Origin of the sequence: Photobacterium sp. NCIMB 13483 (genome assembly GCF_003025475.1) — a bacterium.
GTDB lineage: Bacteria > Pseudomonadota > Gammaproteobacteria > Enterobacterales > Vibrionaceae > Photobacterium > Photobacterium piscicola.
This window is the reverse complement of the sequence record NZ_PYLV01000005.1, coordinates 168,500-181,112: the sequence shown is the minus strand read 5'-3', so window position 1 is coordinate 181,112 and position 12,613 is coordinate 168,500. Positions and strand designations below refer to the sequence as shown.

At 39.9% G+C, this 12,613-nt stretch carries 13 protein-coding genes; 1 reads left to right on the top strand and 12 read right to left on the bottom strand.

The window, feature by feature from the left end; translation table 11 throughout:
- The 12 genes from C9I86_RS06605 to C9I86_RS06550 form a co-directional block, all read right to left on the bottom strand.
- Complete coding sequence (locus C9I86_RS06605) at nucleotides 1–2,340, bottom strand: MMPL family transporter (RefSeq protein ID WP_369925136.1); 2,340 nt, start codon at nucleotides 2,338–2,340, stop codon at nucleotides 1–3.
- A 25-nt stretch (nucleotides 2,341–2,365) separates the two neighbouring features.
- The gene (locus C9I86_RS06600) at nucleotides 2,366–3,034 is read right to left on the bottom strand and encodes an outer membrane lipoprotein carrier protein LolA (protein ID WP_107275965.1); all 669 of its coding nucleotides are present in this window, start codon (nucleotides 3,032–3,034) and stop codon (nucleotides 2,366–2,368) included.
- Nucleotides 3,021–3,461 carry a thioesterase family protein gene (locus C9I86_RS06595; protein WP_080155434.1) on the bottom strand — a complete coding sequence of 147 codons (441 nt, stop codon included), beginning with the start codon at nucleotides 3,459–3,461 and terminating at the stop codon, nucleotides 3,021–3,023. The genes C9I86_RS06600 and C9I86_RS06595 overlap by 14 nt, the downstream gene beginning before the upstream one ends.
- A 98-nt stretch (nucleotides 3,462–3,559) precedes the next feature.
- Nucleotides 3,560–5,116 carry a histidine ammonia-lyase gene (gene hutH / locus C9I86_RS06590; protein WP_080155435.1) on the bottom strand — a complete coding sequence of 519 codons (1,557 nt, stop codon included), beginning with the start codon at nucleotides 5,114–5,116 and terminating at the stop codon, nucleotides 3,560–3,562.
- Nucleotides 5,106–6,794, bottom strand: a complete 1,689-nt coding sequence (locus C9I86_RS06585) for a glycosyltransferase (RefSeq protein WP_080155436.1) — start codon at nucleotides 6,792–6,794, stop codon at nucleotides 5,106–5,108. The genes hutH and C9I86_RS06585 overlap by 11 nt, the downstream gene beginning before the upstream one ends.
- A complete protein-coding gene (locus C9I86_RS06580) occupies nucleotides 6,791–7,162 on the bottom strand; it encodes a 3-hydroxyacyl-ACP dehydratase (RefSeq protein WP_080155437.1) in 372 nt (123 codons plus the stop codon). The genes C9I86_RS06585 and C9I86_RS06580 overlap by 4 nt, the downstream gene beginning before the upstream one ends.
- A gap of 16 nt (nucleotides 7,163–7,178) precedes the next feature.
- Nucleotides 7,179–8,579, bottom strand: coding sequence for an AMP-binding protein (locus C9I86_RS06575; RefSeq protein ID WP_107275964.1), 1,401 nt, complete (start codon nucleotides 8,577–8,579; stop codon nucleotides 7,179–7,181).
- Nucleotides 8,580–8,618: 39 nt separating this feature from the next.
- Nucleotides 8,619–9,182 carry a hypothetical protein gene (locus tag C9I86_RS06570; protein WP_080156504.1) on the bottom strand — a complete coding sequence of 188 codons (564 nt, stop codon included), beginning with the start codon at nucleotides 9,180–9,182 and terminating at the stop codon, nucleotides 8,619–8,621.
- A gap of 5 nt (nucleotides 9,183–9,187) precedes the next feature.
- Nucleotides 9,188–9,445 carry an acyl carrier protein gene (locus tag C9I86_RS06565; protein ID WP_107275963.1) on the bottom strand — a complete coding sequence of 86 codons (258 nt, stop codon included), beginning with the start codon at nucleotides 9,443–9,445 and terminating at the stop codon, nucleotides 9,188–9,190.
- 5 nt (nucleotides 9,446–9,450) lie between these two features.
- The gene (locus C9I86_RS06560) at nucleotides 9,451–9,708 is read right to left on the bottom strand and encodes a phosphopantetheine-binding protein (protein WP_080155440.1); all 258 of its coding nucleotides are present in this window, start codon (nucleotides 9,706–9,708) and stop codon (nucleotides 9,451–9,453) included.
- Between the two features lie 44 nt (nucleotides 9,709–9,752).
- Nucleotides 9,753–10,532, bottom strand: a complete 780-nt coding sequence (locus C9I86_RS06555) for a 1-acyl-sn-glycerol-3-phosphate acyltransferase (protein WP_241956855.1) — start codon at nucleotides 10,530–10,532, stop codon at nucleotides 9,753–9,755.
- Nucleotides 10,532–11,266, bottom strand: coding sequence for a beta-ketoacyl synthase chain length factor (locus C9I86_RS06550; RefSeq protein ID WP_107275961.1), 735 nt, complete (start codon nucleotides 11,264–11,266; stop codon nucleotides 10,532–10,534). Before C9I86_RS06550 ends, C9I86_RS06555 begins: the two co-directional genes overlap by 1 nt.
- 270 nt (nucleotides 11,267–11,536) lie before the next feature.
- Between C9I86_RS06550 and C9I86_RS06545 the strand changes: the two genes are divergently transcribed.
- On the top strand, nucleotides 11,537–12,610 hold the full coding sequence (locus C9I86_RS06545; RefSeq protein WP_107275960.1) for a methyltransferase: 1,074 nt from the start codon (nucleotides 11,537–11,539) through the stop codon (nucleotides 12,608–12,610).
- The last annotated feature ends 3 nt before the right edge of the window (nucleotides 12,611–12,613 follow it).

The window sequence follows — 12,613 nt, the reverse complement described above, 5'->3', positions numbered from 1 at the left end:
TTATTTGGCTCCTCTATGTGATGTTGTGTTTGATATGGCTGAGGATGCTGGTGTCATAGCTAATGGGGCTAATAACCATGCAATAATAATCCCTGTGAGAACGGTAATACCAAAACTATGAATAGCTTGAGTGGCACTTAATGCTAATAGTCCAAACGAGAGTACCGTGGTTAATGCCGATAATGTGATAGCCAATAAGGTTGAACGACGATGGTGATTGTTGTCAGTGGATTTTAATTCTGCAAAAAAGAGACTGTAATCAATTCCTATCCCCAAAATTAAGATCAGTGCCAGTAAATTAAACAAGTTTAATGGTGTTCCACTAATACTAGTGATTGCAATACCTGCACATGCTGCTATCAATGATGGCGTGATCATTTGTAGCCCTTTTTTAAGCCCATAGCGCCATCCTAATAATAAGAAAATTGCGATGGTTGCTGCAATTAATAGCTCAGTGACTCGTTGTCGGTATTGTCCAAAAAGATGTGATACTTCATCGGCTTTATTGAGGTAGCTAAGTTGGCTATCTTGCACGACCAATTGTTTGATGACATCAAGTTGATTGACACCAGAAAGCAAAATAACCGCACCGTATACAGACGATTGTGCTGATTGAATCTGACCAAGCCAAGTAAAGCGTAGTGGTTTAGATACTGGTGATGCTAAATATTCAGCAATCGTTAACGGCTGAAAGGTGGCGCTAAATTGTGGTGGGTGACTTAATTTGATTTTTTTATCTAGCTCTGGACCTTGCTGTTGATATAAGTGTTTCACTAACTCAAAATTGTGTTGTTGAGTTGCAATTGACGGTAAGTAATGCCCGATACTTTGGTAGCTATCAAGTTTGTGAGTCGTTACTAAGGTATTGAGTTGCTGGTCGACAATCGCTAATTTAGTTAATAGATCTTGTGCTGTTTTAGCTTTAACTAATAGCATTTGTTGGCCACTGCTAACTCCCGTGATCGCTTTAATGGTTGTTTCTTGTTGCTTGAGTTGTGCTGGTAGTGCTTGAAGCTGGCGAATATCATCATCATAGCGAATATGAAATAGTCCTAGAATAGAAACGACAGCCAATATTGATGGTATGCACCAGCGCACAAACGGTTGCTGCCACAGTTGTAACCATGCATTGAGTAATTGCCGACAAGGTAAAGGTCGTGGTGAACACGGTTTTGCCGCTAAAGTGGGATACCAACACACGACGGTTGCATAAGCGGCAGTAAGCCCAATTGCTGAAAACAGTGACAATTGTTGTAACCCAGGGAAAGGTGCAACTAACATGCCGAGATAACCAATCAAGCTGGTGATTAGCCCTAAACTAATCGCCACAAAAATATGTTTGAGCCCTTGGTGTGGATCCCAATCATTTGCTGCGGCTAATCTATCAGTGAGATAGTGAAAAGCATAGTCAATCGAGACTCCAATCAGGCTAGCACCAAACACTAAACTAAATAAGTGTACTTTACCAAAAATGGCGACAGTACCGACAAATGCCGCAACCAAACCACAGCTGATTGACAATAATGCTAATACTAAAGGTAATGGGCTTCGGTAGATGACTACTAATAAAATAATGATCCCTAACAACGACCCTAAGCCGATAGTACTGATTTCTTTTTCAGCGCTTTGTGTGCCATGCGCCGCATAAAAAATAACGCCAGTATGCAAGATATCTACTTTATTTGTTGCGGTAGAATAGTCGTTAATGATCTGCTGTTGTAATTGGTTAAGTGCGGGTAATTGGTGTTGCAATTTAACACTGTACGGCGAGCCTGCGAGTTCAGCCGTGATCAATACGTAATGACGCTGCTGATATTTTGTAGTTAAAAAACCGTGATCAAGATTGAAATGACCACTTTGAGCGCTTAATTGAGTTAAATAATCACGAAATAATAAAAAAGGATCATGTTCAAGCTCTGCACCCGTAACGCCAGAAAACGGATTATACAGTGCCTGTAATACTTGGGTTATTTGTTGTTGAGGCTGCTGTGTTAACCGTTGTTGTTGTTGTGGCGTTAACAGCTGAAACCGTTTGGGGTAATAAAATTGCGCCCATGCTTGTTGTTGGCTATGACTCATTTTTGCATTAATAGTTGTAAACAAGCCTAGTTGAGTTAGCTGGTGACTAAATTGTTGTGCTGCTGTCAGCATGGTATCGCGACTTGAGCTGCCCACTAAAAATACCACCTTATTGCTCATGCTGGTGGCGATATGATCAAAAGCTTGTTGTGCTGCTGGATCTTGGTCATTTTGTGGTAACAAAGCCAAAATATTCGTTTCGATTGGCAACTGCTTATGCGCTGTTAATTGATAACCGAAGCTAACAACTAACAACAGCATAATGAATAACCATAAACGGCTAAGTTTAGAATTGGAAAACACGTTGTTCTTCTGTGGTTAATGTTGATGGTGTTGTACGTTGATGACTAAATGTAATCACAGTTTTATCACCACGAATTTCAGCCAAAGTAAGTTGATTGATAAATTTCCCCCCTTGTAGTGTGATGGTGGAGAAGACTTTATTTAAAGGAGCCTGCTTGGGGGTTAATACCAATTGCCACTTATTCTTCTGATCCGTTGTTGGTGTTAAGGTCGTCATGGCTAAATTAAATTGTTGATCTAATGTTGACGTATCACCGTTAAACAGTGCCAGAAATATATGGCTAAAATAAAATACCATGGGATTTTTATCCGCAGTCATAACCTGCGGAGGTTGATCATCAAATTGTTGACTGAGTTTATCTTGGGTTAGCACTAATGATACTGCCATTGGGGCTGTTTGATGCCACCATAAGCCGTGGTTAGCGGCAATAATAAACGTACCATTAGATATTAGTGGTTGGTTAAACATCGCCATGGTTCGACTTTGATTAAAATCACCACGAACAATTTTGGTGGTAGAAAGGGTTTGTTGAAGATCGCTTAATGTCATGGCTTGTGCTGATAAACTGGTTAGAGCTAATAACAGACACAATATCGTACCTTGAGTATGTTTTTTTAAACGAGTGAATATTAATAAATTAGTGCTCATCATGCCAAGCCTTTATTTTATCAGTAAAAATAGAAGGAGAGGCTAAGCGCATTTCTCCTGTTTCTATGCTAACAGCCACTTGCATTGTGTATGCTTTTGTCATTCGAGCATTGGTTTGTGCATCATAAATAACATAATCAACCCGAAGTCGGTTTTCCCATTCAGTAAGGGTGGCTGTAATACGAATACGATGATCAAAAGGCACCGGCTTAACGTATTTTACCCGCGTATCAATAATCGGCCACAGATAACCAGAAGCTTGCATTTGGTGATAGCTATAATCAATTTTCTCCATTAATAAACGTCGAACTTCTTCAAAAAAACGGAAGTAGTTACCGTGATAGATAACCCCCATTGGATCGGCATCTTGAAAAGCCGTGGTTAAGGTAAGTTCTGCGGTTAATAATGCCGGTGAAGTATCTTGACGCATAAATGATGTCATCCGTATGAGTACAATGATAAACCAGAGGCCTTAAACAGTGCTCAAGGCCTCTGATGATCAAATCTGAGTTAACAGATCGTTAGCGATCAATATAATGACCAATGTTGTTGTTGGATGCGGCTGATAAAAAGACGCAAGTCGTGCTCTAACGGACGGTCTTCAGTTACAAATTTAAATTCAGCCAATACCGCTTGTTGCATTGCTTGTAGTGCTGGGCTGATGTTGGTATCTGTTAGTTGTTGATCGCGCTTACGTAATTCAATTGCTTGGGTTGCCGCCAATAAGGATGCCGCTGTTACTTGTTCTGTCAGTTGTAATACTCGTAAACAATCACGAGAAGCAATTGTTCCCATACTGACTTTGTCTTGGTTATGACATTCTGTTGAGCGAGAGAACACACTAGCTGGCATGGTGTGTTTTAGTGCTTCTGCTGTCCAGGCTGAAATACCAATTTGAACCGCTTTAAAGCCATGATTTATCGGTTTACGCTCGCCGGTTGCTCCGGTTAGGTTAAACGGCAGTCCATTATTGAACTTGTAATCCATTAATTGTGCCATTTGGCGATCAAGTAAATCAGCAATATTAGCCACCGCTGTTTTTAGCGTATCCATAGCCATTGCAATATGACCCCCGTAAAAATGCCCACCGTGAAGGACACGTTCGTTATCACCATCAATAATAGGATTATCATTGGCGCTATTAAGTTCATTTTCAATCATCTGGCGTAGCCATGGCAAACTGTCTTGCAAAACCCCAATCACATGAGGTGCACAACGTAGAGAGTAACGATCTTGTAAGCGATCACTGTTACGTGGTGGACGCTCTGCTTGCAGATCTGAGCGCAACCAACTTGCAATTTGTTGTTGACCTGGATGGGGTTTGACGGCAAATAAAGCTTCATCGAAATGGAAACCATTACCTTGAATACCAACCGAGACCATTGCAGTAATTTTGGTCGCCAATTGCGCTAAATATTCTGCACGTTTATAAGCAATACAAGCCAACGCTGTCATCACTGAAGTACCATTCATCAACGCTAAACCTTCTTTCGGCTTGAGTTTAATTGGTGTGATGCCTAGCTCTTTAAATACATCGGCAGTAGGGCATATTTTTCCTTGATAAATAACTTCACGCTCACCAATTAATGCTGCGGCAAGGTATGATAATGGCGTTAAATCCCCACTGGCACCCACTGAACCTTCTTGAGGAATTCGAGGGCTAATATCATGATTGATGAGAGTCACAATTTGGTTGAGTAATGGATGACCAACACCGGATACCCCTTGGGATAGTGAACATAATCGGGTTGCCAGCACGGCACGTGCTTGTTGACGATCAAGATCTTCGCCTAAACCACAACCATGAAAACGGGTAAGATTTAGGGGAAGATCATCGACAAGGTGAGTTGGAATCGCCACCGTGCAAGAGTCACCATAGCCTGTGGTTACACCGTAAATAACCCCTTCTTCTTTTAATAGTCGTTCTAGAAAGGCAACGCCTCGATCTATTTTGCTAGTAAAGGCACTCTCTGTGTTCATTTCAGCAGTGGCACCTTGGCTAATGGCGACCACATCTTCAATAGTGAGTCTGTCTGCACCAAAGCGAATGGTTTGTTGCGGTGTTGTCTGCGAATTATTTGTCATCTTTTTTTCCACTAAGCTGCCAAAAGTTAAAAAAGTTATACCACTGTAATGGTGCTTGTAAGGTGTAGTGCTCAAGGCGGATAGCATAGTGCTCAACAACCGTTTGTAAATCGGCATTACGAGTGGCGCGTGGCAAAGTTATTTGCTCACTGAACAGTTCAAAATATACATTAAAATGAGGGGTGGCTTGGCTGTCATCACGTAACCCAAATAATAGGTAAACAGGGGTTTTAAGTACAGATGCTAGTATAAAAGGACCTTGTGGAAACGGTGCTTTTTCCCCAAGAAAATTTGCCCAACTGACTCGTGTTTCATTAGCAACGGAGGTGCGATCGCCAACGATAACTACCCATTCACCACGTTCAACTTTTTGCTGAAGCATGATTGCAGTATCGGCGCCGAGTTGATTAACATGAATTAGATTGAGATTTGAGTCTGGATTAACGGCTTTAAGAACACTATTAAAATGTGCCGCGTGCTCAGTAAATACTAATGCATTAATTTTAATATTTTTATGCCGTTGACTGAGTGCTCGACATAATTCTAAATTACCCAAATGCGCGCCAAGGATCACCACGCCTTGATTACTGGCAACAATATTATCAAAGTGATGTTGACCATGAATGGTGAGGTTATCAGCATTATAATCGCCTTTCCAAGCGGCTAACTTATCGAGTGTTGTGTGTCCAAACGACAATAAGTGCTGATAGGGGGTTAGATTTTCAGGTAATGACAATTGTTGCTGCGCGGCAAAATGTTGTAGTTGCTGTAAATACTGTGTGGATGCCTGACGGGCTGTCTTACTGGTTAAATAATAATAACCAATTACCGGTTTTAATAACTGATTAACGACTTTGCGCCCTAATAAACGATAGATAGCCAATAACAGTTTGATTCCTAATACGGTGCCGCGCTCACTTCGGCTTGACCAGTGCTGTGAGTGAGATTGATGCCGTTTTAATAATCGAGGAATACGTGGCAGCATGCCTAAAAATAATTTGGTGTGCATCCAACTAATTTTGATGTTATCCCATAGGGCATCAAAATGTGAAATACCGCCTTCAGGATAGATAACTTTTGTATCAATAAACTTAATATCGCCGTTATTCCAATAGAATCGCACCATGATTTCAGTATCAAACGCCATTCGATGGCTGAAATTATAGTGGTTTAAGACTTGTATAATGGGATCTATGGGGTAGCAACGAAAACCACACATACTGTCTTTGATAGTAAATGATAGGGTTTCGATCCAGACCCAAAAATGAGTAATATAACGTCCATATAAGCGTGATTTAGGAACTGAATCATCGTAAATCGGCTTGCCAGAAATAAGTGCCGTTGAATACTGATGTGCTGTAACCAATAATTCATTAACAGCGGTTAAGTCATGCTGGCCATCTGCATCTATTTGAATGGCATGGCTATAATTTTGTTTTGCCGCATGTTTAATAGCAGCCATTACTGCATAACCTTTGCCCTTGTTGTGGGGTAAGGTGATGACTTCAACTAAGGGATTTTGTGATAGCTGCGTTAGAATATCTTTAGTTATAGCATCACTGCCATCATCAACCACAATAATGGGATAAGCAAAAGTTTGTAATGCATCAATGATAGCTGGCACAGTGTGACCATGATTATAACAAGGAATAATAAAACATGGATGGAACCAACTCATGCGGCTATCCCCATGGTTATTTTACCTGAAGAGTGAATGATGGTTTCATTCTCCGGAGTGAGCGAGCTAAAGTTAAAGTGTAATTTTTGTTTATCAGCAACCCACTCTAATGTCAGAGTGATCGTTGTATTGGGTAAAATAGGTTGTTGGAATTTAATGACATCCATGCCTTTAAATTCAGTCGGCATATCACTGAAATAATGGCTTGCAAAGTGAACTGCCCAATCAATTTGACTGACTCCCGGTAATAGCGCAAATGTTGAAAAATGGCCTTTAAAATCATCTAAATCATGATCGACACATAAGGTAATAACCGCATGATGATCAACAATATGGCTGCTAAGTAAGGTTGGTGCTTTTCTGTTCATTAGTCATTATTACTTATTAGTTATGGTCATTAAATAGGTGTTCAAGGTCGCGAATAAGACGTTTACCTTGGCTATTTAATGGAATCTCTGCAATGGGACGAAAACGGCGGGGAATCGCTATCGGTTCTATCCATTGGCGTAATTGCTGTCGTAATAGTAACCAAAATTTCCCTTTCCCAATCTGATTAAGCTGTTCCATACCCGAAGTTGTAAGTGTGATCACCGCGGCGATATGTAATCGTTGTTGTTGCTCTAGCGGGAATACGGCGGCTTCATCAATCCATGGCAACTGGCATAAACGTTGTTCAATTTCAGTTAATGATATGCGTTTTTCTTCTATTTTGATTATGCGGTCTGTTCGGCCTTTAAGTTCAAAGTGATCATTGTCAATGAGTACGCAGTGATCACAGGTTTGATACCAGTGCAGGGGATCAACAAAAGGAGAGCATATTTTTAAACACTGTTCTGCATTTAGAGCGATATTAACTACCGTAAATCGTTGCCATGGCGTTGTTGATTGCTGTTGTTGGCGATAACCAATGCCTCCTGTTTCGGTACTGCCGAATACTTCAAAAGGTAGTTTGCCAAGTAATTGTTGGCAATGTTGAGCCGCTGCTAATGCTAATGGTCCCCCCGAAGAAAAAATAGCGTTATAGGAAGCAGAGGTTACATCAGTATGTAAGCGCTTTAATAATGCAGGGCTACTGATTAAGACTTTATTGGGTGCTGCTTGTGCAATCACTTGCTCTGGATAGTCGAGATTAAAACAATCAAAACTACGACCACTGCATAACGGCCATAACACTCGAAATAGTAGACCATAAATATGTTGATGAGAGACGGTGCTACAAATGTGGCTCTGTTGTAATTGCGTTCCCCAAATAGCCTCAAGTTGTGCAATTTCGTTATCCAGTAAATCTAACGTTTTGACAATAGCTTTGGGTATGCCACTTGAACCGGAAGTAAACAATGTCAGTTCGGTATCAGCAAGGGCTAATGGTGGAAAGACCATGTGAGATAATGATATTTGTTCTTGAGTATTGAGCAAGGAGCCAATATTGATGGTAGTCACTGATGAAGGAATGTGTAGTTCCTCATCATGTAGCAAGATATCAAAATGAGTATTTAATTCAGCCAGTGCTGCGGGCTGATGATTACTGGGTAAAATAAGTTGTTTTTTAGCATAAATTACCGCCATAAATGCAACTGCAAACAAATAGCTGTCGTGGCAACAAAGTGCAAAACGCGGCTGTTCAATTATGGCTAATTGTTGGCTTAAACTAAAAACATGGGCTCGAAATTGAGGCCATGAATATTGTTTTGTGCCATTAAATGCCACGTGAGTGAGATGATGAGTAGGGCGCTGCATTAAGGTCGATAATGATGTTAACGTCGAGGGTGTTATTGCTGTATGCATAGCCGTTCTCGTGTGCTATTAATGAAAGTTTGTGCTTACTTACTGTTGGTGTTTTTGTCTAAACCATTGCCGACATAGCCATTCGATTCCAAACAAACTGCCAGCAAAAATATAGCTAATAAAGCCATTATAAAATGTCCAGATATGTAATGGCATAAAACAGGTTATGAATGCAATTGCTCCATTGATAATAAAAAACACACACCAGATTTTAGTGACATTGCGAGTATAGCGTACGCCACTTGGTGGTAGGTTAGGTTCTTGCAGGCGTGCTAATCGCTCAATTAAGCTTTGCTGTTGCCACAAGCTACTGCTGAACAGTCCTAGCATCAATATATTGACGATAACAGGGTAATAGAGCAATAGTCCTTGCTGGCGAAACAATGTCCCTAACAGGATCAACGTAATACCAACGCCACCACTTAACCAGCCAATATATTTTAGCTCTTTGAGTTGCGTCTGCTTGGCTGCAATAATGCGAACAATAAAAAATACCGCCAGTAAAGCGCCAACCGTGGTTATTCCCCAACGGTTAATACCGTAATAAACAGCCATGGGATAAGCTATTAGGGCTAAGGCTGACAGTATAGTTAGCAGACGCATCACCATTATTCAGCCTTGAGTAAATCAGCAACCGCTATAACGACATCATTGACAGTACGAACATTTTTAAATTCATCAGGTTGGATTTTCTTACCTGTGAGGTTTTGTAAGCGAACAACAAGGTCAACCGCATCAATACTATCGAGATCTAGATCTTGGTAAAGGTTTGATTGTGGTTGAATGTCATTGGCATCAAGTTCAAATAGTTCAACTAAAAGGTCTTGGATTTGGATAAAAATCTGGTCGTTATTGATTTGAGTCATAATGATTACGCTTTGTTCTGTGAGATGTAATGAGCAAGGTTAGCCACTGACGCGAAATGTTGGCGCGTATTGGTGTCATCTGCATCAATAACAATATTGTATGTTTTCTTAATTGCCAGCCCAAGCTCTAAAGCATCGATAGAATCGAGGCCAAGTCCATCATTAAAAAGTGGTGCATTGGTGTCGATGTCATCAACGCTAATATCTTCTAAATTTAATACATCGATAATCAATGTTTTTAATTCTGTATATAGTTGTTCCATATTACCTGCTTGTTATTAATGGTTAACGACAGCATAAATAGTTGTCACACATGAGTTGGAAAAATAGCACGGGTTAAATATTGATTTAATTGTCGAGCTGCTGCTGTTGACGATCGGTTTTGGTTTAAAAATGACGCTGTATTAATTTCGTCTTTTATTTCAATTAAAAATAATGGCTTATGATTCGGTACTTGATACCATTTTTGCTGCTTAGTTAAAAAACTGGGTGTAACAGTAATGTGCACAACCCGAATATTAACCTGACTGCGAACGGCTATTTGTGCTGCTCCACGCTGTAACTTTGGCGTTGTTAAGGGCGTAGTGCGTGTGCCTTCAGGAAAGACCAATAACACATTCCCTTGCTGTAAGCGCTGATTACATGTCTCTAACAATAATTCTGGATCTTTATTGGGAATATACCCCGCAGCTTTAACAATACCTTTAATAAAAGGGTTATGCCAGATTGTTGCCTTCACTAAGCAATCACACTGGGGTAATTGTGATGCTAATAAAACATAGTCAATCAGGCTGGGGTGGTTAGCAACAATTAAACATTGTTTATCTGCTTGAAGTGCTGCTAAATTTTCAAAGCGATAATCAATAACACCTAAAAAACGCATCGTACGACAGAAAAAATTAAAGGTACGTTGAATTGTCGTTTGTACTTTGATCTCTCGTTGTTGTTGCGGTGTTAGTAAAGTAATGACCGGAAAGACGATAAAAGTCAGTACCAGAGCACCTAATCCGAATAAGCTGAAACATCCAGCAGTTGCAATAATACGCCAGCTCTTATTGAGTCGTTGTGGTATTGAGAGTGTTTTCATTATTGATGCTGCCATTGCCACTGTTGTTTTTGCGCATTAATAAACCATTGGCTATCTTTATTAGCAAGATGTTTGATAACAGTGAGTGTCTGCGGATAACAATCGACACCATGATGATGTTCACAGATAGCGGGTGACATTGGTTGCCAGCATAGTTGGCTATTGTTGCCGTAAGATATCACCATTGCTAATGCAAAAAGTGGGTATTGATATTGTTCAAATTGTTGGTATTCATTTGGTAGAGGTTGATCATAATCAACCACCAGAACATGATGATCTGGATGCTCATTGAGGTAACATGCAACTTCAATCAATGCCATATGAAGAGTATTTTCACCACCGGTAAGTGATGTAACGGCAAGAGGTTGTTTGGTCGCAATAGTATATAAGCCTGCCGCGGTATTATGTACCGACTGTGAGAAAGCAATCGGTGATGCATCATCACCGTTGATAATGTCTTTAATTAAATTAACGGTGCGGTGTAATTCCCCATGACGGCTGGAAAAAACAATATAATCAACCGTCGTTTTCTCAGTGATCGTCATTGCTGCTTGAAGCGCTAATTTACTTATAGGGCTCATACGTCGACGTATCATTGGCGGGATTTTATCTGCTGCTGGTGGTTGAGCATGTAATAATTGAGGGTGGTTAGCCCATGCTTGTTCGTCTTCTTGTAAGACTAAACCAGGAGTAAGTGCAATCCAGTGGTCAATATTGAAGTGAATTGTATTCATAAGCTCCACATAAACAACAAAACAATCAGAATGATGAGTATAAATAAAGATAACTATTGATAAAGTTTATCATTAAATCAAGCAGATAACTGTGTATTTTATGATCATATATTTAATATTTTAGAATTTATTGATATTTATATTAGTCGTTTTTCTTAGGTTACTGATATATGTGTAATTATTAATATTGTTTGTTTTAAAACAGTGTCTATTAAAAGCGGCTAGTTAGAATAACCGTTGAATTTCCTTCTCCTTAATTACAGGTGTCGCGTGAGTCACTTTACTAAAGATCCATATAATGCATTAGCTGCAAAAACGGAAGCTCAAAAATTGGCTTTTTCGCCGATTGTTTTTCATACCGCACGTACGTTACGCGATTTAAATATACTACAGGTATTGGATAATGCAGGCAAAGATGGGCTAAATGCCCTACAAATTGCAGCAGCAACACAAGTCTCTGAATATGGTGTAAAAGTATTATTAGATATGGCGCTTAGTACTCATATTGTGATTTGGCAACAGAATAAATATTGCTTAGCTAACCTTGGCTATTTTCTATTACATGATGGCATGACCAATGCCAATATGGATTTTACCGCTGATGTTTGTTATGCCGCAATGATGCACCTAACAGATTCTATTCAACAAGGAAAACCAGCAGGGCTTAAAGAATTAGGGGATTGGTCAACTATCTATCAAGGATTATCGCAATTGCCTGAACAAGCCAAACAAAGTTGGTTTGCATTTGATCATTTTTATTCTGATCGTTCATTTCCGTTGTTACTCGACAAAGTATTTACTCACCCACCAAAGCGAATCTTTGATATTGGTGGTAATACTGGCAAATGGGCATTGCAGTGTTGCCAGTACAATAAAGATGTAGAAATGACGATCATTGATTTGCCTCAGCAGATTGCTGTCGCTCTTGAAAATGCTAAACAGGCTGGATTTTCCGATCGTATTAAGGGATATCCTGTTGATATGCTTGATCGCACTCAAGCATTACCACAAGGTGCTGATGTGTGGTGGATGAGTCAATTTTTAGATTGTTTCTCCCCGATGGAAATTTTAAGTATTTTACGTCGAGTAAGACAAGCAATGAGTCATGATGCCAAAGTTTATATTCTTGAATTATTCTGGGATGCGCAACGCTATGAGGCTGCATCTTATTGCTTAAATGCCACTTCGTTATATTTTACTTGTTTAGCGAATGGTAATAGTCGATTTTATCGTAGTGAAGATTTTCTAGAGTTAGTGACAGAAGCCGGCTTTATCGTTGTTGAACGTGAAGATGATATTGGCTTAGGTCATACGTTGCTCACGCTACAAGCAGGACAAATTTAGCGA